The following is an 18,520-nucleotide window of genomic DNA, read 5'->3' as shown; positions in this document are numbered from 1 at the left end:
CAAGTCTCCCGCATGCTGTTAACCTCGATCGCTCTTTCGCTGTCCGCTGTTGATGCCGGCGCGCTCGAGCTAAAACCCTACAAGGACGATCTGTTCGCCTATCCGGCGACGCTGTCGTCCGGCGACAATGGCGCCTACACCGTCATCGACTATCGCGAGATGCGCGACATCAACCAGCGCGACGAGGTGCCGGAAAAGCGCGTCCATGGCGAATATACCGACACCGGCGTGCGCAAGCTGCAGCAGGACCTGATGCTGAAGACGGACGCGGGCGATGTCAGGCATGTTGCCGTCGGCAAGACCGAGGGCGCCGGCATCATCGTGCTCTACCTGCACGGGCAGGGTGGCAGCCGAAAGCAAGGTGTCGACGACTTTACCTTCGGTGGCAATTTCAACCGCCTCAAGAATCTGATGGCCGCCAATGGCGGCCTCTATCTGTCGCCGGACTTCCCCGATTTCGGCGACAAGGGCGCCGCCCAGGTTGCGGCGCTGATCGATCACTACGCCGAGAAGTCCCCGGGCGCGAAGATTTTCGTCGCCTGCGGCTCGATGGGCGGATCGCTGTGCTGGAAGCTTGCCGCGCGCAACGACACCGGACGACGCATCGACGGGCTGCTGCTGCTCGGTTCGCTGTGGGACGAAAGCTTTCTCGCCAGTCCCGCCTTCAGGCGCCATGTGCCCGTCTTCTTCGGTCAGGGCAGCAAGGACCCGGTATTTCCCGTGGAAAAGCAGGAAGCCTTCTTCCGCTCCATCATTGCAAAGTCAAAAGCCTATCCCTATCCGACCCGCTTCGTCCGCTTCGAGACCGGCACGCACGGCACGCCGATCCGCATGACCGACTGGCGCGGCACGCTCAACTGGATGCTCTCCAAGGCGCCGTGACGTGAAACCGGGATTGCCTCAGGGCGCGGTGTTGTAGTCGACGACGGCCTGCGGGTTCTGCTCGCCATCGTATGATGCATCGACGTCGTACTGGACGAGGGAAAAATCACCGTTGCGGAACAGGTAGGTTCCCGACGACGAGGCATCGCCGACGCCGCGCCACTTGTTGAACGTGGTGATCGTCTTGGTGGCGTCGTCGTAAGCGGAATTGACGGCCCAGCCTGTCGCCTGGAAGCCGACGACGTGCATGCTCTCCACCTTGCCGTCGCTGTCGTTGTTCGCGTAGCGGATGTCCATTTCGGGCTCGGCGAACTGCAACTGCCTGACGCCCGAGACGTCGTCGTAGATGTAGTAGATGGAGCTTTCATTGTAGGCGGCGGCCGAGCAGGCGAAATGGAAGAGCCGCGTTTCCCGCTCGGGGTCGCCTTCGGCCGCGCTCTTGTCCTTGTATTTGATCGAAAACAGCTCGGGCTCCTGCTCGAACAGCTCCTTGTCGCACTGGCCGGCATAGGTGGCAGCGAACGCCTGCTTCGCCTGCTCCAGCGCCTCGTCCTTCTTCGGCGGCGGCGGGCCGTCGCCGCAGCTTGCCGGCACGGCCTCTTCGAAATCGGCGGTCGATGGCTTCAGTGCGCCCTTGTCGATGACGATCGGCTGGAACGGCGGTTCCTGGATCTGGCCGTTGACCTGGCGCAGCGTATAGCAGCCGGCAAAGACCTTGGCCTCGCCCTTCTTGTCGGTCGCCTGGATGGCGACCGGGACATTGTGGTAGATGCTGCCGGCTGCACCCTCGTCGGATACCGCGCCCGTCTTCACCTCGACCGTATCGGTGCCGTCATAGCCTTTGACGAACGCGTCGAAATCCTTTGCCGGCTTGGTATCGCCGTAATAGCCCCAGGCGCGGGCGAATTCATGCCGGTTGATGGCGCTGTAGAGCGAGCGGATGACAGCGGCAGCGTCCGAGCGATCGTCGATATAGGGTGGGTCGGCGGCGAGCGCCTGCTGGCCCGTTACGGCGATGGCGAAGAAGGCGGTCGCTGCAAGAAAGGCGCATCTCATCGGGATCCTCCACTCCAGATGGAAACACCTAGCATGGTGATTGCGGCGGCGCGGTGACGCTTGAAGAATCGCTTGTGGAAGCGCTAGCTCCCGTCGCTCGACTGGGAGAAAGCAAGATGACGATTTCGATGTATGACGCCTCGGTGCCCGTGTTTTCGGCCAGGCTGAAGTCACTCTCCAATGTGCTGTCGCTGGCCGAACAGAACGCGGCCGATCGCAAGATCGACCCGCAGGTCTTTCTGACCGCGCGGCTGGCCCCCGACATGTTCGCGCTGACCAGGCAGGTGCAGATCGCCACCGATCACGCCAAGGGCGCGCCGTCGCGGCTCGCCGGCCGCGAGGTGCCGAAATACGAGGACAATGAAGCGAGTTTCGCCGACCTGCAGGCTCGCATCGCCAAGACGGTCGATCATCTGGCGACGTTTTCGGCAGCCGACCTGAATAACTCGGAAGAGCGCACGATCGAACTCCGGCTCGGCGGGCGGGAAGTCTCGATGCCGGGCTTGCTATACCTGCTCCACGCCGCCATGCCCAACTTCTATTTCCACGTGACCACCGCCTACGACATCCTGCGGCACAACGGCGTGCCACTCGGCAAGGCGGTTTTTCTGGGACGTTGAAAGTCTTGAGGTTTCCCGGTGCTGCCGGGAAACCTCTTGCTGGACAGACTCAGCGCGTGGACATTTCGCGCGCGATACGCGGGAAATCGGCTGGCTTGATGCCGATGTCGGCGCGGTCGGCATTGCTCATTGAATGCAGCAGCGCCAAGGCTGCGCGGTAGCGCTGATGGTCCTGCGGCCGCGGCCGCGCGAACATTTCGGTGAAGAACCCCATGATCCATGGCCCCTAGTTGGTCCTCCCGACTCAAACATATAGGGCGAATATTAAAATTGTGCAGTGCAGCAATTGCATGGCAGCCATGCCCGGACGATTTTTTTCGTCACAATCGATTTTTTTTGAAACTTTTACGGTCTGTCGAACGTAGGCGTGGTGCCGGCCCATGGCCGGCTTTTTCCTCGCCACTCCTGGCGACCTTGCCGGGCTGCATGAAATGCAGTCCGGCTTTTTTGCTATGGCGCTGGCGAACGGCTAAACTGGTTAACGTCGAAGGCATTCATTTTTAACGAGCAAGCTCTATGGTGCGACCGTCTCACATATGTGCTTGACGAGACGGGAGGCTGACATCGGCACCGGAGCCAAGCGGGATTTCGCGTCCTTGCTCGACGATCTCTTCGTTGCCTCCGACAAGGCCGAGGCAGGCGATGAGGCGGCGGCGCGGCCGACAATTCCGTTCGACTATCTCTCGGTGGCGGACGAGCTTCATTCCGGCCGCATCAAGGTTGCCGGCGAGACGTTCGCGGCCGAATACCGGGAGGCAGGCGCCGATCTCGCCGCCGAATTCGCCGCGCTGCTCGATCAGGCCAAGCTGGCGTTGGCCGGCGAGCAGGCAAGGCCGGAGGAAAAACTGCCGCCGATCGACCCCGACGCGATCGCCGCCGAGCTTGGCCTCGATCATCCGGTGAAGAGCGCCGACCTCGGCCGCATGCGGCGCAGCTTCGCTTTCGCCAACCACCCGGACCGCGTTGCCCCGCATCTGCGCCAGCGCGCCATGATCCGCATGCAGGTGGCCAACATGCTGATCGATGAAGCCAAGCGGCGCGCCGTGGCCGGAGCCCGGCGCTAGCCCTCTACAAGTTCACGCAAAAGTCGTCCGGGCCGGGCTTGGAGAACACCCGCCCTTTGCTTTATGGTCGGATTTCCTCCTGCGCTTCGCGCAAAAAAGTTCCCCGCCGGAGAAATTCCCATGCATAAACGCCGTCTCGGTCGGACCGATCTTCTTGTGTCTCAAATCTGCCTGGGCTCGATGACCTGGGGCCAGCAGAACACCGAGGCCGAAGGCCATGCGCAGATGGACCTGGCCTTTGAGCGCGGCGTCAATTTCATCGACACGGCCGAGCTGTACCCGATCCCGCCCAAGGCGGAGACGCAGGGGCGGACCGAGAAGATCATCGGCAGCTGGATGAAGGCCAACGGCAATCGCGACAAGGTGATCATCGCCTCGAAGGTGGTCGGTCGCACCGGCAACATTTGGTTTCGCGGCGACCGCCCGTCGAAGCTGGCGCGCGCCGACATTTTCGACGCCGTCGAGAAGTCGCTGACCAAGCTCGGCACCGACTACATCGATCTCTACCAGATCCATTGGCCGGAACGGGACATTCCCTGGGGCGCCAACCCGACGCGCGTCGGCGCGGTGGCGCGACGCGCCGACACCGAAGGCGCGCCGGCAGGCGAGACGCCGATCGCCGAGACGCTTGGCGTCTTCGACGAACTGGTGAAGGCCGGGAAGATCCGCCATTTCGGCCTGTCGAACGAAAGCTCCTGGGGCGTCATGCGCTTCCTTGGCGAGGCCGACAAGGGCGTCGGGCCGCGGCCCGTCTCGCTGCAGAACGCCTACAGCCTCGTCAATCGCACCTTCGAGGTGAACCTCGCCGAGGTCTGCGAGCGCGAGCAGATCGCCTTCCTGCCCTATTCGCCGCTGGCGCAGGGCTATCTGACCGGCAAATACGACCATGGCGCGCGCCCGCAAGGCTCGCGCTCGCAGCTTTTCAACCGTGGCCAGCGCTACGAGACGCCGAATGCGGCGCAAGTCCTGCTCGAATACAACGAGCTGGCGCGCTCCTTCGGCATGGAGCCGGCGCTGTTTGCCAATGCCTATGTCTCGAGCAGACCCTTCGTCACCTCGAACATCATCGGCGCGACGGCGATCTGGCAGCTGGAAACGGCGTTGTCCTCGGCCGAGGTCAGATGGACCGAGGAGATGCAGAAGGCGATCGATGGGGTTCATCAGCGCGTCGGCAATCCGTGCCCTTGACCAGAATTGTCCAACGATAACAAAAGGGAGGGGACGGCAATGAACTTTCCAATCGAAACCGTGCGGGGAAGATTTCCGGCGCTGTCGCTGACCGACAAGGACCGCCGCCGCATCTATCTCGACAACCCGGCCGGCACGCAGGTGCCGCAGGCGGTGGCCGACGCCGTGTCGCGCTGCCTGCTTACCACCAACGCCAATCTCGGCGGCTTCTTCGAAACGACGCTGGCGGCGCAGGAAGTGGTCGACGGCGCGCATGCGGCAATGGCCGATTTCCTCGGTGCCGCGAGCGCCGAGGAGATCATCATCGGCGCCAACATGACGACGCTGACCTACCACATGTCGCGCACGCTCGGCCGCGCGATGAAGCCAGGCGACGAGATCATCGTCACCCGCATGGATCATGAGGGCAATGTCTCGCCCTGGCTGCAGCTTGCCGAGGACCTTGGCCTCGTCGTGCGCTTCCTGCCGTTTGACGAGAAAAGCTGGCAGGTCGAGGAAGCGGCGTTGAGTGCGCTGCTCTCGGAAAAGACGCGGCTCGTGGCGCTGAACTATGCCTCGAACCTCACCGGCTCGATCAATCGGGTGAAGGCGCTGACGGCCGTAGCCAAGCAGGCAGGCGCGCTGGTCTATGTCGATGCCGTGCAGTTCGCGCCGCATGGCCTGGTCGACGTGCAGGCGCTCGGCTGCGATTTCCTCGTCTGCTCGGCCTACAAATTCTTCGGCCCGCATATGGGCATCCTGTGGGGGCGCCGCGACCTCATTGATGCGCTGAAACCCTACAAATGCCGCTGCTCGTCCAACGGCCTGCCGGAACGCTTCGAGCTCGGCACGCCGCAGATCGAACTGATGGCCGGTCTCGGCGCGGCGGTCGATTATTTCGCCGATCTCGGCGCGGCGGCGGGCGAGGGCGGCTCGCGGCGGCAGCGGATCGCCAGGGCGTTCGAAGTGTCGATCGCCTACGAGAACACGCTGGCGCAAAAGCTAATCGACGGCCTGTCTGGCATTGCCGGCCTGACCATCCACGGCATCACCGATCCGGCGCGGATCGGCGAGCGCGTGCCGACCGTGTCCTTTACCGTCGAGGTCATCGCGCCGGAGACGATCGTGCGGCAGATGAACGCCGAAAATATCTTCCTCTGGTCAGGCCACAACTATGCCTGGGAGATCGTTCACCAGCTCGGCATTCCGGCCGGCGAGGGCGTCGTGCGCATCGGCATCGCGCACTACAACACGGCGGGCGAGATCGACGAGACGCTGGAAGGCGTGCGCCGAGTCGTGGCCATGCTGAGGCAGCAGCGAGCCTGAGCCACGTTGCCTTCACGCAATTCCGGACGGAAAACCGCTACGCACTTTTCCTGGAATTGCTCATCGCTGCTTGCCGCCAAAGCCGGTCAGGAAAGCAGTGAGGTTGTCACTGAGCGCGTCGCACAGATAGCCGCCCTCCTGGACGATCACCGTCGGCAGGCCGAGCCCGGCGATGGCCTCGCCGATGCGCGAGAAGCCGGGCGTCGTGACGGAAAGGCCACCAAACGGGTCGCCCTCGAAAGCATCGAGCCCGAGCGCCACGACAAGCGCCTCCGGCGCAAAGGCGCGGATGCGCCGGAAGGCGGTCGCGAGCGCTTCGAGAAACGCAGCGTCGCCGGATTTGCGCGGCAGCGGCAGGTTGAGATTGTAGCCGAGGCCGGCGCCTTCGCCGCGCTCGTCCGCATACCCCCAGAAGAACGGATAGAAGCGCACCGGATCGGCATGCAGCGACACCGTGAGCACGTCCGGCCTTGCATAGAAGATACCTTGCGTGCCGTTGCCGTGATGCAGGTCGACATCGAGGATCGCCACCCGTGCCGCGCTCCTTCGCAGCACCTGCGCCGCGACCGCCGAATTGTTGATGAAGCAAAATCCCCCGGCGACGTCGACGAAGGCATGATGGCCGGGCGGACGGCAGAGCGCGTAGGCCGAAGACGCGCCCGCCATCACCGCTTCGGCCGCCTCCACGGCGCTCCAGGCGCTCCACAGCGAGCTGTTCCAGGTTTCGGCCGAGATCGGGCACGCTGTGTCCGCCATGTGGTAGCCGGCCTGGCCAACGGCGGACGCAGGATAAGAACCGCCACGGGCGATCGGATGGATGTTCGGGATCACTTCCGCCGAGGCGCCTTCGATACGCTGCCAGCGCTCGAAAATATGCTCGAGGAAGTCGAGATATTCGGGCGTGTGCACCGCCGCGACCGGACCCAGCCCATGGTTCCGCGGCCGTTCGATCGCCGAACCGGCGGCTTTCGCGCCGGCCAGCAATCTCTCGATGCGCTCGGGTTTTTCCGGATTGGGCTGCTGGGCGCCGCTGGAGAGAAAAGCCTTGGGATCGTGGCGCTTCTGTTCCTCGGCATAATAGGTTTTCATGCGCTGTCCTCTGGTGCATCCGCAAAGGCGAAGAAGGCGTCGCCGACGATCTTCTGGGTCTGTTCGTAGCTCGACCAGCCAATGCCCAGCCTTTCATAGAAGGCCTTGGCGGTTTCGTTGTCCGTGTCGACGGAGAGCCTGAGATAGACGCCGCCTGCAGCACGGCATTCCTTCGCCACGCGCCGCAACAGTTTTTCGCCGATCCGGCGGCCGCGAAAGGGGTCCTCGACATAGAGGTCCTGCACATAGACGCCGGGACGCCCCATCCAGGTCGAGAATATCGGGAAGTGCAGGCAGAGGCCGGCGAATTCGCTGTCGACCTCGGCGATCAAGGTGGAGAAGGCGGGTTTTTCGCCGAAGCCGTAGCGGCGGAGGTCATCCGCTGTCGAGGTGATCTCCTGATGCGCGCCGATATGGGTGCCGAGTTTGAGAAGCGCGGCGTAAATGGTGTCGACGTCGTCGATTGTGCCCGGGCGAAGGGTGATTGCCTTGCTCACGATAGACGGGGCGCCAAGGCACCCCCCTCTGTCCTGCCGGACATCTCCCCCTCAAGGGGGGAGATCGGATGTCGCCGAGGCTTTCGCCAATCGCCAAAGCTGGAGAAGAGGCAGACACGTCGAAGCTGCCAATCTCCCCCCTTGAGGGGGAGATGGCCGGCAGGCCAGAGGGGGGTAGGGCTGGGCGCTATCATCTCACCCCCCGCACTTCAAAACGCCACCCGGTCGCCGCCCTTCAGCGCCAGCATTGCGCGCGCTTCCGCGGGCGTCGCGACCTCCAGCGACAGGCCATCCAGCACCGAGCGTATGCGCCGCACCTGGTCGGCATTCGACTTCGCCAGTTGCCGCCCGTCGTAGAGGCTGTCCTCCAGCCCGACGCGGACATTGCCGCCCATGGCGGCGGCGATCGAGATCAGCGGCATCTGGTGGCGGCCGGCGGCGAGAACCGAGAATTGGTAGCTGTCGCCGAACAGTTTGTCGGCGATGCGCTTCATGTGGATGAGATTGTCGGGATCGGCGCCAATGCCGCCCAGAATGCCGAGCACGAATTGGAGGAACAGCGGCCCAGACGCCAGGCCGCGATCGCGCAAATGCGCCAGCGAATAGAGGTGGCCGACGTCGTAGCATTCGAACTCGAAGCGCGTGCCGCAGCCTTTACCGAGCTTTTCCAGCACCGTCTCCATGTCGGCGAACGTGTTCTTGAAGATCGTGTCGCGGGTAGCCTCGAGCAGTTTCGGCTCCCATTCGTGCTGCCACTCCCGCGGCTTGTCGAGCATCGGGAACATGGCGAAATTCATCGAGCCCATGTTGAGCGAGCACATTTCCGGCTCGGCCCGGAGCGGTGCGGCGAGCCGCTGGTCGAGCGTCATCAATGAGGAGCCGCCGGTGGTGATGTTGATCACCGCATCGGTCGCCTGCTTGATGCGCGGCAGGAATTGCATGAACACTTCCGGGTCGGCGGTCGGCCGTCCGTCCTTCGGATCGCGGGCGTGCAGATGCAGGATCGAGGCGCCGGCTTCGGCGGCGGAAATGGCGTCCGTGGCGATCTGGTCTGGCGTGACCGGCAGATAGGGCGACATGGACGGCGTATGCACCGAGCCGGTGACGGCGCAGGTTATGATGACTTTTCTCGTCGCCATCTTGTTCTACCCCTTCAGCTTTCGACCGGCAGGTCGAGTTCGGCGGCGAGCGCTGCCAGCGAGTCGCCGATGATGGCGATCATCTCGCCGATCTGCTCGCGCGTGATGATCATTGGTGGCGCGACCATGAAATTGTCGCCGTCGACGCCGCCCTTGACCTTGCGGCCGTAGATGATGAGGCCGCGTTCATAAGCGAGGTCGAGCAGGCGCTGCGTCGCCTTCTTGCCCGGCGCGATCGGCGTCAGCGTCTCCGGATCGGCAACCATCTCAGCGCCGAGCAGCAGGCCCTTGCCGCGCACGTCGGCGATGAAGGGAAAGCGCTTTTGCAACGCCCTCAGTTCGCCGATCAGCACGTCGCCCATGGCGGCGGCGTTCGCGATAAGGTCGAGACGATCCATCTCGCCGAGCACTGCGAGCCCGGCGGCGCAGGCGAGCGGATTGCCGGCATAGGTGTGGCCATGCTGGAAGCCGCCGGCGGCAAGCAGCGGCTCGACCAGCCGCTTCGGTGCGGCCAGCGCGCCGAGCGGCGCGTAGCCCGAGCCCAGCCCCTTCGACAGCGCGACCAGGTCCGGCTTGCAGTTCCAGTGGTCGCCGCCGAGGAATTTGCCGGTTCGGCCGGCGCCGCTCATCACCTCGTCATGGATCAGAAGGATGCCGTAGCGGTCGCAGATTTCGCGGATGCGCGGATAGTAGCTGTCGGGCGCGACAAGAGCGGCCGTTGCCGCCCCGCCGACCGGTTCCATGATGAAGGCGACCACGCTCTCCGGCCCTTCGGCCTGGATCTTTTCTTCGAGCATGTCGGCATACCGGATGCCACGCTGTTCCAGCGAGAGGTTGTCGCGGTCGCGCCAAGCCGTCGGCGCCGGCACCGTCGGCATCGCCCGCATCATCGGAAGGAAAGTCTCGGCCAGCGCATCGTCGCCGGTGACCGCGAGCGAGCCCAGCGTGCCGCCATGATAGGAAGGGAAGCGGGCGATCACCTTCCAGCGCTTGGGCTGGCCGGTGGCAACCGCCCATTGCCGGGCAAGCTTGATGCAGGATTCCGTTGCCTCGGAGCCGCCGGAGACGAAGAAGATGCGGTCCATGCCGGCGGGCAGCTTGCCGGCCAGCTCCCGCGCCAGCTCTTCCGCGGGCTCGTTCTCGAAATGCAGCCGATAGGCGAAGGTGGTCTTGTCCATCTGCCGCTTCATGGCGTCGAGCACATTGCGGTTGGAATGGCCGATATTGGCGACCATCGGTCCGCTCGATCCGTCGATGAAGCGGCGGCCGTCCTTGGTCCAGAAATAGATGCCCTCGGCACGCTCGACGAGCGGCCGGCGCAGGCTGGACAGATAGAACAGATGCGACGGCGGCCGCGCTTCGGCGTCAGTTGCATTCTGGACTTGCGGTTTCGGCATGTCAGGACTTTCCGAGATAGTGGTCGAGGACATTTTTGGTCACGCGCTCGACCATCGCGTCCTGCCTTAGCAGGCCGGCGACCCATTCGCAGCTTCCGGCATGGAACACTTCGCCCTTGCCGCGCGGGAAATTGACGATCATGCCGTTGCCGCGCTTGACCTTGTCGAGATTGGCGTCGCTGGCTTCGCCGAACAGCGTCTCGGCGGTGAAGCGACCATCCTCGTCGGTGAGGAACTGGTCCTCGATCGGGATGTCCGCGCTTTCCTCGACCTGGCTCGCCATGCCGACCGCCAGCACCTGCAGGCCGTCCGGCGCGCCGCTCTGCTCGGTCGGGTAGGGCAGGCCGCCGCGGATCTCGAAATCCAGCCCGTCGACCTCATAGCCGTAGACATGGCTGTCGGCGCCGAGCAGGTCGCCGTAATAGATGCCGGTGCCGGCGAAGGCCCAGTGTTCGGGGCGATAGACCGGGAAGCCGCGCACGCCGCGCGGCGCGCAGCCGCCCCAGCCGGCATAGACGCCCCTGGTGGCATTGAGGCCGAAGGTTGCCGAACCCGGCCGGCCGATCTCGGGCGCTTCCCAGGAGTTGGTTGCGCGGGTCACGTCGCCGCCGCGATAGGCCGGGTCCTCGGCACGCGCCCGGTATTTGTAGCAGACCTGCCGCCGCCCCTCGTCTTCCAACCTGGTCTGCCACATGAAATTGCCGGCAAAGCGTGCCGCGTGGCCGCCACGCTCCACATAGGCGTCGACCGCGTCGCGCATCTCCCAGGTCCAGTATTCGTCATGGCCGACGAAGACGACGCAGTCATAGCCGTCGAGGATATCGGGCGCAAAGTGCAAGTCGTGCTGGCTGGCGAGATCGATCGCGTAGCCGGCGCGCTCGGTGAAGCGGAAGAAATGGCTGTCATAGCTCGCCCAGCCGGACGAGGCGTATTTCTTCGAATGGCCGGTGGCGAAGGCCCATTCCATGTGCGGATATCGCGGCACGGTCTTCGGCGGCACCGCGATCTCCAGCGGTACGCGCGGGGCCTCCTTCGGCAGCACGACGAAGCCGCGGCACCAGGGACGCTGCGTCGACACCATCGTGGCGTATTGGTCCCGGTTCGGGCCGGTGATGCCCTGATAGTGGTTGGAGCCGCCCCACGTGTTGTAGGCGAGCCAGGTTCCCGTCGCCGCGACCTGCAGCAAGCGGCCGGGTTTCTTGCCGGGCAGGGGCGTGACGATGAAGAGGTGATGGCTCTGGATCGGCGTGCCGTCGCGGCCCTCGGCCGTGAGCGTGACGCGGTAGGCGCCGGACGGCCAGGCATCGCCGATGCGGAACTCGAAGGAAGTGTCCCAGCCGCAGCCTTCGACCGAACATTGGTCGGGCGTCTCCTGCCAGCGCGCCGCGATGCCGGTTTTTTCGAACACCCTTGTTTCGGCGCCGCCGTCGCGAACAATCGTGATGCCGAATTGCGGCGCCGTCGCGCTGACATGTAACGCCACCGTTTCGCCGGGGCGGTACGAAAAACGGTCGCTGTAGCACCAGATCTCGCCGCGCGCGCCGTCCATGCCGGGCCATTCGTAGTAATGGCCACGCACCGCCTCGCGGCGCTGCTCGGGCGTCAGCCCGAAATCGGGGAATTCGGTCGGCAGTCGCGTCAATGAACACCTGAAACCAACAGGCCGCCATTGAGACCATTGGCCGGCCAAGCGTCAATTGGAAACGATCGGGCCAGCATCCGCTTGCCCTTGGCCATATCCGGCAAACAGACTATCTCATGTCAGGGCGAATTTTCAGCGCCGGGAGCCAAGATGCTGCGCGTGCAAAAGGTCAAGGTCGACGACATCTATGTGCCCGCCGCGCGCCGCAAGACGCTCCACCCGGAAACCGTCCGCCATCTGGCCGAGGACATTCTCGAAAACGGTATGAAAATGCCGATCCAGGTCCGCCATGACGGCAAGCGCCACATTCTGGTTGAAGGCCTGCACCGGCTGGAAGCCGCCAAATGGCTCGGCGAGACCGAGATCGACGCCTATCTGGTGCAGGCCAAGCGCCACTAGCCAATTTCACATCTGCTGCAAATTTTCTCGCGGCCATGTCGGCTTGCGCTCTGCCGTCGCGTCCTTGGGGCACAACTGGAGGAGACCGAATGCCCAAGAACCTGTTTTTCGCCATGCTCGCTTCGGCCGTGGCCCTGATTACCGCGCCAGATGCACAATCCGAGGAGACAAAGCCTGCCATGACCGCTGCCACCAAAGCCGCTGTGAAGCCGGAGAGATCCGGCCTGCTGCCGATCGACGGCCTGAATTACTACTACGCCATCTACGGCAAGGGCGAGCCGCTGCTGCTGCTGCATGGCGGCCTCGGTTCCACCGACATGTTCGCGCCGGTCCTGCCGCAATTCGCCGCGCATCGCACCGTGATCGCCGTGGATCTGCAGGGCCATGGCCGCACCGCGCTTGGCGAGCGGCCGTTCAGTGTCGAAGCGATGGGCGACGACATGGCGGCGATCGTCAAGGCGCTTGGCTACGACCAGGTCGACGTCATGGGCTATTCGCTGGGCGGCGGCGTCGCCTTCCGCATGGCTGTCCAGCACCCGGAGGCGGTGCGCCGGCTGGTGATGGTGTCGACGGGCTATGCCACCAACGGCTTCTACGACGAGATGCGCCCGCAGCAGGCGCAGGTGAGCGCGGCGGCGGCCCCGTTCATGAAGGATACGCCGATGTACAAATCCTACGTCGCCGTGGCGCCGCATCCGGACGATTTCCCGAGACTGCTCGACACGCTCGGCAACTTCATGCGCAACGAGCGCGACTTCTCGGCCGATGTGCCGAAGCTGAACATGCCGGTCATGCTCGTCTACGGCGACAGCGACATGTACAAGCCCGAGCACGAGATCAAGTTCTTCCAGATGCTCGGCGGCGGCCAGAAGGATGCCGGCTGGATGCGCGAGAACCTGTCGCAGAACCGGCTGGCGATCATCCCCAACCGCACCCACTACGACATCTTTTTCGCGCCGGAACTGCCCGCCACCGCACTGCCCTTCCTCGACGGTGTGACTAAGGTGAAGAGCTGGGACGAGATGCTCGGCGCAACCGAATAGCGGGTCGGCAATCTCATGCGGCCGTCTCCCTGGAGGCGGCCGCGTGCTTTTGGACGCGCTGCCATCTGCGCCGGTCGCATCATCGCAAACGATGGCATTCCATAAAAGCTTTTGAATTGACGCAGCGACCCGCCCGGCTACGGTTCCGGCATTCTTCCCGAGCGAACGGATACCGGCGATGACGAAATATCAGGGCGGCTGCCTGTGCGGAGCGGTGCGCTACCGCGCCGAGGTGGCGCCGATCAACGAACGCGTCTGCCACTGCCGGATCTGCCAGAAGGCGATCGGCGCGGCGTTCAACGCGCGGCTGCTGTTTCGCATCGACGACGTGACCGTCGAGGGCGAAGTGGCGACCGTCAACTCCTCGCCGGACCTCAAGCGCGGCTTTTGCGCGGCCTGCGGTGCGACGCTGTTTTCCAGGCGCGATTCCAGGGGCATTCTTGGCATCACCTCGGGCTCGCTCGACGATCCTTCCCTGTTCAAGCCCGACATGCATTTCTGGACGGCCTCGAAGCAGCCCTGGGTACGGTTGGACGACGGCCTGCCGCAATATGAGGGCCTGCCACCGGCCTGACTCATTTCGACGCAGTCCTGCACAAAAATTTCATCTTCGATTCACGACATAGCCGGCAAAGCGTCATTGGCGGGCCATCATTGGCTGCCTATCTATCGTGCGCGGGCCGGCATTCGAGGAGGCGACGGATGAGCGAGAGCATCAACACCCTGGACGAGCTTTTGAACGACCCGATGGTCCGGCTCGTGATGGAGCGCGACCGCGTGCAGCCGGCGGAGCTTCGCACCCTGCTCGAGAGGGCTCGCGGCGGCGCGGCTGACGACATGCGCGCCGGCCAGCCGATGGTGCCGCCGGCCCACATGGTCGCCAAGAACTGTTTCCGGCAATGGCTGCGGGTCTAAAGCAATTCCAAGAACAAGCTGAATCCTTTAGTTGGAAGTAGCCGGCAAATAGCTGTAATGGCTGCGGAAATAGGCGATCCTGAAGCCAAGGCGCGCATAGTTGCGATAGGCAGGGCCGTCGCGCTCCTCATGCGGCGCTTCGATGTCGGCGACGAACAGTTTCGCGCCGGCCGCCAGGCCGTCGCGGACCAGCGCTTCGCCAAGCACCGCGTCGAGATCGAAGCTCGGCGCCATGATGCCGGGCACCGGTGCGTCGATGCCGCTCCAGGCCGCGCCGTCGGCGCCGATGAACAGCGAGCGCACCGCCACCACCGCGCCGTCCCGCTTCAGCATGTAATGATGCCAGCCCTTGCGGCCGACCAGCGCCAGCAGCCAGGGTGAGGTCGCCAGCCGATACTGACGGTCGATGAAGCCGGCCCATTCCGCCGCCGTTGATTTCGTAACGCGCTCGACAGCAACCCCGTCGGCCGCGAAGAGCGGCTCGGATGGCAGTGGCTCCGCTTCGCGATAGATACGCTCCCAGCCGCCCTGGCGCTGCAGGCCGCGCGCTTCGAGCCAGCATCTGAGCCGGGAAGGTTCGGTGTGCGGATTGACGTAGAACCAGGGCCGCGAAATGCCGGCAGCGCGGTAATGCGCCAGCAGCGTGTCGAGCTGGCTTTCGGTAGCCGGGCTGTCGACGCCGAGATTCTTCACGCAGTTGAAATGGATGAACGGGATCGTCGTGCAGGTCGTCCAGGCGAGGTCGCCGTCTGCCGCCATCGAAAGCCCTTGCTGCGCGGCGAAATCGGCCGGCGCCGCGGCGTAGAGGTCGAGCCAGGCACTGACCTCGGCGCGCTCGATGGCGCGGCTGAAATCGCCTGACACATCCTCGATCGCGATGGCCGGCGGATGCGGCACCGGCACTATGACGGGTTCCAGTTCCGACAGGGCGGACGACATGGCTTCTCCTCCCGAAAGCCTAACCTTACGATGTAAGATTAGTGGAGGATAATATCATGGCGAGGCTTGTCAAGCAGGATGTGGGAAACACCGTTGCCCCGAGGACATTCCGATGATGCCGCCGGCGAGCCGCCATTTATCCCTAACAAGTTGATTCAAACTTTATTGGTAATTTCTCGTTAGGAATCGGATCTGCCGGTGGCAATCCGCCCTCGGCCTGTTTTGTTTTGTGTACAGGTCCAGATGCGGTTCTCAGGCGTCGTCAGTTTTGTGCTTGCATCGCTGTGCCTTGCCGGCTGCTCGTCCACATCGGGCATGGACGCCTTGCAGGTGCCGTCCAACGAAACCACCAGTTCCGTCGTCAGGCCGCGCGCGCCCGTCGCGGCGGCCGAGGCCACGGCCGAAACGGAAACGACGTTCGAGACCACATCGATGGCAGGCGACGCGCGCATGCGGCCACCGGAGCCGGTGGCCGACGACAATGCGCCTCCGTTCAGTCTTGCCGAGGAAGAGACGGTCGCGTTCCCCGCGCCGAACCTGCCCGACAGCGTCGAGCCGCCGGTCCAGCCGGCAGCCCTTATGGCGCCGCCGAAGCGTCTGTCGCGGGCGGCGCCCGCGATGCTGGCCGGTCCCGTCACCCGCTATGGCTTCCGCGATGCCAAGCCGATCAATTTCGGCCGCGCCTCGCCCCGGCACCTTGCCGTGCACGGCGTCGACGTTTCGCGCTGGCAAGGCAACGTCAACTGGGAAAAGCTGCGCGCCCAGGGCGCCAACTTCGCCTACATCAAGGCGACCGACGGCGGCGATCATCTCGACCCGATGTTCAGGACCAACTGGCGCAACGCCGACTCTGCCGGGCTGAAGCGCGGCGCCTATCATTTCTTCTACTGGTGCCGCACCGCCGGCGAGCAGGCTGACTGGTTCATCCGCAATGTGCCGCGGGTCGAGGGCGCGCTGCCGCCGGTGATCGACGTCGAATGGAACGGCGAGTCGTCCTGCAAGCGGCGGCCGTCGCGCGACACGGTGCTGGAGAAGATGCAGGTGTTCATGGACAAGCTTGAACGCTATTACGGCCAGCGTCCGATCATCTACACCAGCCCCGACTTCTATCGCGACAATCTGCGCGGCGCCTTCCCCGACTATCCGTTCTGGCTGCGCGCCGTGGCGCGCCATCCGTCAAAGGTCTATCCCGGCCGCAAATGGGTGTTCTGGCAGTATTCCGGCTCCGGCCTTTCGCACGGGGTGAGGGGCCGCATCGACCTCAACGTCTTCCATGGCGACGAGCGCGCCTGGCGAGCATGGGCCGGCGGACAGACGACCGTCGCCGACGCGGACTGAGCGTTCCGGCTGGCGCGACTACCGGCAGGCCGCCGTCGTCCCCATCCCCCGGCGGCATTTTCAGCGATTTGCTAAGGATCCACTCACCTTTTTCCTTAGTGGTCCTGCAATGCCCGGCTGGTAACATCCGCGTGATCATGCATGCCGCGCGCAACGCCGCGCGGCCCGGCATGAATGGGCATGGAGGGGTCGATGCGCAATCCGGTTCTGGCAATCGTCTTCGTGGCCGCTGTCGGCTACGGATTTTTCAATGCGCTCGGGCACGGGCGGAGCGACAAGCCGATGGCCATTCCGGCCGCGGCGCCGGGCGCCTCGCAGACGGCGCCTCGCGCGATGACGGAGAACGTCGTCGCCTATTCCACCGAAGACAAGGCGATGCAGGCCGCCAAGAACAAGGGCCACTCGACGCTGCCGCGCTTCCACGAGCTGATGGCCGCCGGCACGCCCGGCACCTACACGGTGAAGTTCCCGCTGACCCAGAACGGCGCCACCGAGCACATCTGGATGCAGCTCACCGGCCTGGGCGACGGCACCTTCATCGGCCTGCTCGCCGACGAGCCGGTCAACGGCACCAAATACAAGATGGGCGACCGCATGACGGTGGCGGAAGCCGACGTCGAGGACTGGATGGTCAAGAACGGCGGCGAGGTTTACGGCGGCTATACCGTGCGCCAGGCGTTTGCGGACATGCCGAAGGAACAGGCCGCGAAATACGGCATCACCTTCAAGGATTGATCCGACTCCCCCGAGAGGAGGAGAGTCGCACCCCGCGCGGTCGTCATCCTCGAGCTTGACCCTAGCCTTACCTTGCCTCGCGTCTTTCGCGCTCGCGTATCTCGGCCGTCTGGGCCAGCACCCAGTCGCGGAACACCTTGATCTTGGGTGCATTGCGGCGGCTTTCCAGATGCACCAGCCAATAGCCGTCGCCATCGGATCCAAGCACTTCAAAAGGCTGGATCAGCTGTCCCTTGGCCAGCAGGGCGCTATAGATGTTGCGGGTGAGGATCGCGGCGCCCTGGTCGGTCAGCGCTGCCATTGCATCGTAGGCCTGCGACCCCAGCGTCGGACCCGCGATGACGCGATCGGGCTCGAACGGCACGCCGGCCGCCTCGAACCAGATTTTCCACCAGGGATCGTCGGCGCAGCATAGCGCCACCTTGTAGAGATCCTCGGGACGGTGGATGCCGCCCACGCTCTCGGCCAGTCGCGGGCTGAGCATCGGCGTATAGTCAGCCTTGAAGAGATAGTGCGCCGTCAGGCCGGGCCATTTTCCGGTGCCGGTGCGGATCCCGACATCCATGTCCTCGCGCGTGAAATCGACCAGGCGGGGCGATGTGTTCACCTTCACGGCGAGATCGGGATGCATCAACTGGAATGTTCCAAGCCATACGGCCAGCCAGTTCGTTGCGAAGGTCTCCATGGTCGTCACCGACAGCACGCCGGTCGCGCCGCCCTTGGTCGCGACCCACGCATCGGCCAGGGCCGAGAATGCGCCTGATGCGTGCGGCGCCAACTGCTGTCCGGCCTCGGTCAGGGCGATCTGTCTTGTTTTTCTTATGAAAAGCGGCGTTCCCGCGCGTTCTTCCAGCACCTTGATCTGATAGCTGGCCGCCGACTGGGTCATGCCGAGTTCTTCGGCCGCCTTGGTGAAACTGCCCAGCCGCGCCGCGGCCTCAAACACGCGGATGGCGCCTAGCGGCGGCAGCTCCCAACTCATGACGCATCAATCCTCCTGATGCATGCTACGCGAGGTTCGATTGGAATCCAAGGCCGGAAAACGGCATGCTCTGGTCATCGAACTCGAACCCGAAAGGACACGGCAATGACCACCACCCTTTACAGCACGCTTCGTCGTCCGGTTCTCGACCTCTTCATCGCGCCGTTCAGGCCACGCACGCGCGGCCTGCTTGACCGCCGTTCGCTGTCGGACCATTTCCTGCGCGACATCGGCATGCTCGACGGACGCGTGCCTCCCGGCACCCTTCGCTGAGGCAAGTCCGGCGCCTT

At 64.3% G+C, this 18,520-nt stretch carries 21 protein-coding genes; 12 read left to right on the top strand and 9 right to left on the bottom strand.

The features are described from left to right. The first annotated feature begins 12 nt into the window (after nucleotides 1–12). Nucleotides 13–882 (top strand): alpha/beta fold hydrolase, encoded by an 870-nt coding sequence (locus EN846_RS20505; RefSeq protein ID WP_127391169.1) that lies wholly within the window; start codon nucleotides 13–15, stop codon nucleotides 880–882. Nucleotides 883–900: 18 nt separating this feature from the next. Here the strand turns inward: EN846_RS20505 and EN846_RS20500 are convergent, their stop codons facing one another. Further along, nucleotides 901–1,938, bottom strand: a complete 1,038-nt coding sequence (locus tag EN846_RS20500; RefSeq protein WP_127391168.1) for a DUF1176 domain-containing protein — start codon at nucleotides 1,936–1,938, stop codon at nucleotides 901–903. A 116-nt stretch (nucleotides 1,939–2,054) separates the two neighbouring features. Here EN846_RS20500 and EN846_RS20495 point away from each other — a divergent pair, with 116 nt between their 5' ends. After that, a complete protein-coding gene (locus EN846_RS20495; protein WP_127286913.1) occupies nucleotides 2,055–2,558 on the top strand; it encodes a DUF1993 family protein in 504 nt (167 codons plus the stop codon). A gap of 49 nt (nucleotides 2,559–2,607) precedes the next feature. On the opposite strand, the gene EN846_RS20490 is transcribed toward EN846_RS20495, so the two are convergent. Next, a complete protein-coding gene (locus EN846_RS20490) occupies nucleotides 2,608–2,772 on the bottom strand; it encodes a hypothetical protein (protein ID WP_126054817.1) in 165 nt (54 codons plus the stop codon). 382 nt (nucleotides 2,773–3,154) lie between these two features. On the opposite strand from EN846_RS20490, the gene EN846_RS20485 reads away from it, so the two are divergent. From EN846_RS20485 to EN846_RS20475, 3 genes are all read left to right on the top strand, one after another. Continuing rightward, nucleotides 3,155–3,622: a hypothetical protein gene (locus EN846_RS20485; protein WP_127286912.1), complete on the top strand. Its 468-nt coding sequence runs from the start codon at nucleotides 3,155–3,157 to the stop codon at nucleotides 3,620–3,622. A 120-nt stretch (nucleotides 3,623–3,742) separates the two neighbouring features. Further along, nucleotides 3,743–4,810, top strand: a complete 1,068-nt coding sequence (locus EN846_RS20480; RefSeq protein WP_127391167.1) for an aldo/keto reductase — start codon at nucleotides 3,743–3,745, stop codon at nucleotides 4,808–4,810. Between the two features lie 39 nt (nucleotides 4,811–4,849). Continuing rightward, nucleotides 4,850–6,115, top strand: coding sequence for a cysteine desulfurase-like protein (locus EN846_RS20475; protein ID WP_127391166.1), 1,266 nt, complete (start codon nucleotides 4,850–4,852; stop codon nucleotides 6,113–6,115). A 60-nt stretch (nucleotides 6,116–6,175) separates the two neighbouring features. Here EN846_RS20475 and EN846_RS20470 read toward each other — a convergent pair whose 3' ends face one another. The 5 genes from EN846_RS20470 to EN846_RS20445 form a co-directional block, all read right to left on the bottom strand. Then, nucleotides 6,176–7,204: a histone deacetylase family protein gene (locus EN846_RS20470; protein ID WP_127391165.1), complete on the bottom strand. Its 1,029-nt coding sequence runs from the start codon at nucleotides 7,202–7,204 to the stop codon at nucleotides 6,176–6,178. Next, nucleotides 7,201–7,701 (bottom strand): GNAT family N-acetyltransferase, encoded by a 501-nt coding sequence (locus EN846_RS20465; protein ID WP_245478192.1) that lies wholly within the window; start codon nucleotides 7,699–7,701, stop codon nucleotides 7,201–7,203. Before EN846_RS20465 ends, EN846_RS20470 begins: the two co-directional genes overlap by 4 nt. Nucleotides 7,702–7,910: 209 nt before the next feature. Beyond that, nucleotides 7,911–8,840, bottom strand: a complete 930-nt coding sequence (locus EN846_RS20455; protein WP_127391164.1) for a 3-keto-5-aminohexanoate cleavage protein — start codon at nucleotides 8,838–8,840, stop codon at nucleotides 7,911–7,913. Nucleotides 8,841–8,854: 14 nt separating this feature from the next. After that, nucleotides 8,855–10,237 (bottom strand): aspartate aminotransferase family protein, encoded by a 1,383-nt coding sequence (locus EN846_RS20450; protein WP_127391163.1) that lies wholly within the window; start codon nucleotides 10,235–10,237, stop codon nucleotides 8,855–8,857. Nucleotide 10,238: 1 nt separating this feature from the next. Next, nucleotides 10,239–11,879: a N,N-dimethylformamidase beta subunit family domain-containing protein gene (locus EN846_RS20445; protein ID WP_127391162.1), complete on the bottom strand. Its 1,641-nt coding sequence runs from the start codon at nucleotides 11,877–11,879 to the stop codon at nucleotides 10,239–10,241. Nucleotides 11,880–12,029: 150 nt separating this feature from the next. On the opposite strand from EN846_RS20445, the gene EN846_RS20440 reads away from it, so the two are divergent. The 4 genes from EN846_RS20440 (at nucleotide 12,030) to EN846_RS20425 (ending at nucleotide 14,236) form a co-directional block, all read left to right on the top strand. Continuing rightward, on the top strand, nucleotides 12,030–12,278 hold the full coding sequence (locus EN846_RS20440; protein WP_126054808.1) for a ParB N-terminal domain-containing protein: 249 nt from the start codon (nucleotides 12,030–12,032) through the stop codon (nucleotides 12,276–12,278). Between the two features lie 89 nt (nucleotides 12,279–12,367). Beyond that, nucleotides 12,368–13,321, top strand: coding sequence for an alpha/beta hydrolase (locus EN846_RS20435; protein WP_127391161.1), 954 nt, complete (start codon nucleotides 12,368–12,370; stop codon nucleotides 13,319–13,321). Between the two features lie 178 nt (nucleotides 13,322–13,499). After that, a complete protein-coding gene (locus EN846_RS20430) occupies nucleotides 13,500–13,895 on the top strand; it encodes a GFA family protein (RefSeq protein ID WP_127287010.1) in 396 nt (131 codons plus the stop codon). 128 nt (nucleotides 13,896–14,023) lie between these two features. Beyond that, a complete protein-coding gene (locus tag EN846_RS20425; protein ID WP_127287011.1) occupies nucleotides 14,024–14,236 on the top strand; it encodes a hypothetical protein in 213 nt (70 codons plus the stop codon). 27 nt (nucleotides 14,237–14,263) lie between these two features. Here EN846_RS20425 and EN846_RS20420 read toward each other — a convergent pair whose 3' ends face one another. Then, nucleotides 14,264–15,175 (bottom strand): hypothetical protein, encoded by a 912-nt coding sequence (locus EN846_RS20420; protein ID WP_127391160.1) that lies wholly within the window; start codon nucleotides 15,173–15,175, stop codon nucleotides 14,264–14,266. A 243-nt stretch (nucleotides 15,176–15,418) separates the two neighbouring features. Here EN846_RS20420 and EN846_RS20415 point away from each other — a divergent pair, with 243 nt between their 5' ends. Together EN846_RS20415 and EN846_RS20410 are read left to right on the top strand one after the other, a co-directional pair. Further along, nucleotides 15,419–16,513 carry a GH25 family lysozyme gene (locus EN846_RS20415; RefSeq protein ID WP_127391159.1) on the top strand — a complete coding sequence of 365 codons (1,095 nt, stop codon included), beginning with the start codon at nucleotides 15,419–15,421 and terminating at the stop codon, nucleotides 16,511–16,513. A 192-nt stretch (nucleotides 16,514–16,705) separates the two neighbouring features. Next, nucleotides 16,706–17,248: a DUF2314 domain-containing protein gene (locus EN846_RS20410; RefSeq protein ID WP_127287014.1), complete on the top strand. Its 543-nt coding sequence runs from the start codon at nucleotides 16,706–16,708 to the stop codon at nucleotides 17,246–17,248. A 67-nt stretch (nucleotides 17,249–17,315) separates the two neighbouring features. Here EN846_RS20410 and EN846_RS20405 read toward each other — a convergent pair whose 3' ends face one another. Further along, nucleotides 17,316–18,230: a LysR family transcriptional regulator gene (locus EN846_RS20405; RefSeq protein WP_127285450.1), complete on the bottom strand. Its 915-nt coding sequence runs from the start codon at nucleotides 18,228–18,230 to the stop codon at nucleotides 17,316–17,318. A gap of 105 nt (nucleotides 18,231–18,335) precedes the next feature. Between EN846_RS20405 and EN846_RS35205 the strand changes: the two genes are divergently transcribed. Then, complete coding sequence (locus EN846_RS35205) at nucleotides 18,336–18,503, top strand: hypothetical protein (protein WP_187331398.1); 168 nt, start codon at nucleotides 18,336–18,338, stop codon at nucleotides 18,501–18,503. Nucleotides 18,504–18,520: the final 17 nt, after the last annotated feature.

It is taken from the genome of Mesorhizobium sp. M4B.F.Ca.ET.203.01.1.1 (assembly GCF_004791025.1).
Lineage (GTDB): Bacteria > Pseudomonadota > Alphaproteobacteria > Rhizobiales > Rhizobiaceae > Mesorhizobium > Mesorhizobium abyssinicae.
This window is presented reverse-complemented; position numbering and strand designations above follow the sequence as displayed.

Excerpts from the sequence above, each read along its gene's own strand:
- EN846_RS20490 (WP_126054817.1), bottom strand. The coding sequence starts at position 2,772 with ATGGGGTTCTTCACCGAAATGTTCGCGCGGCCGCGGCCGCAGGACCAT.
- EN846_RS20505 (WP_127391169.1), top strand. The coding sequence starts at position 13 with ATGCTGTTAACCTCGATCGCTCTTTCGCTGTCCGCTGTTGATGCCGGC.
- EN846_RS20500 (WP_127391168.1), bottom strand. The coding sequence starts at position 1,938 with ATGAGATGCGCCTTTCTTGCAGCGACCGCCTTCTTCGCCATCGCCGTA.
- EN846_RS20470 (WP_127391165.1), bottom strand. The coding sequence starts at position 7,204 with ATGAAAACCTATTATGCCGAGGAACAGAAGCGCCACGATCCCAAGGCT.
- EN846_RS35205 (WP_187331398.1), top strand. The coding sequence starts at position 18,336 with ATGACCACCACCCTTTACAGCACGCTTCGTCGTCCGGTTCTCGACCTC.
- EN846_RS20415 (WP_127391159.1), top strand. The coding sequence starts at position 15,419 with ATGCGGTTCTCAGGCGTCGTCAGTTTTGTGCTTGCATCGCTGTGCCTT.
- EN846_RS20480 (WP_127391167.1), top strand. The coding sequence starts at position 3,743 with ATGCATAAACGCCGTCTCGGTCGGACCGATCTTCTTGTGTCTCAAATC.
- EN846_RS20455 (WP_127391164.1), bottom strand. The coding sequence starts at position 8,840 with ATGGCGACGAGAAAAGTCATCATAACCTGCGCCGTCACCGGCTCGGTG.
- EN846_RS20405 (WP_127285450.1), bottom strand. The coding sequence starts at position 18,230 with ATGAGTTGGGAGCTGCCGCCGCTAGGCGCCATCCGCGTGTTTGAGGCC.
- EN846_RS20450 (WP_127391163.1), bottom strand. The coding sequence starts at position 10,237 with ATGCCGAAACCGCAAGTCCAGAATGCAACTGACGCCGAAGCGCGGCCG.
- EN846_RS20410 (WP_127287014.1), top strand. The coding sequence starts at position 16,706 with ATGCGCAATCCGGTTCTGGCAATCGTCTTCGTGGCCGCTGTCGGCTAC.
- EN846_RS20425 (WP_127287011.1), top strand. The coding sequence starts at position 14,024 with ATGAGCGAGAGCATCAACACCCTGGACGAGCTTTTGAACGACCCGATG.
- EN846_RS20435 (WP_127391161.1), top strand. The coding sequence starts at position 12,368 with ATGCCCAAGAACCTGTTTTTCGCCATGCTCGCTTCGGCCGTGGCCCTG.
- EN846_RS20440 (WP_126054808.1), top strand. The coding sequence starts at position 12,030 with ATGCTGCGCGTGCAAAAGGTCAAGGTCGACGACATCTATGTGCCCGCC.
- EN846_RS20420 (WP_127391160.1), bottom strand. The coding sequence starts at position 15,175 with ATGTCGTCCGCCCTGTCGGAACTGGAACCCGTCATAGTGCCGGTGCCG.
- EN846_RS20475 (WP_127391166.1), top strand. The coding sequence starts at position 4,850 with ATGAACTTTCCAATCGAAACCGTGCGGGGAAGATTTCCGGCGCTGTCG.
- EN846_RS20495 (WP_127286913.1), top strand. The coding sequence starts at position 2,055 with ATGACGATTTCGATGTATGACGCCTCGGTGCCCGTGTTTTCGGCCAGG.
- EN846_RS20430 (WP_127287010.1), top strand. The coding sequence starts at position 13,500 with ATGACGAAATATCAGGGCGGCTGCCTGTGCGGAGCGGTGCGCTACCGC.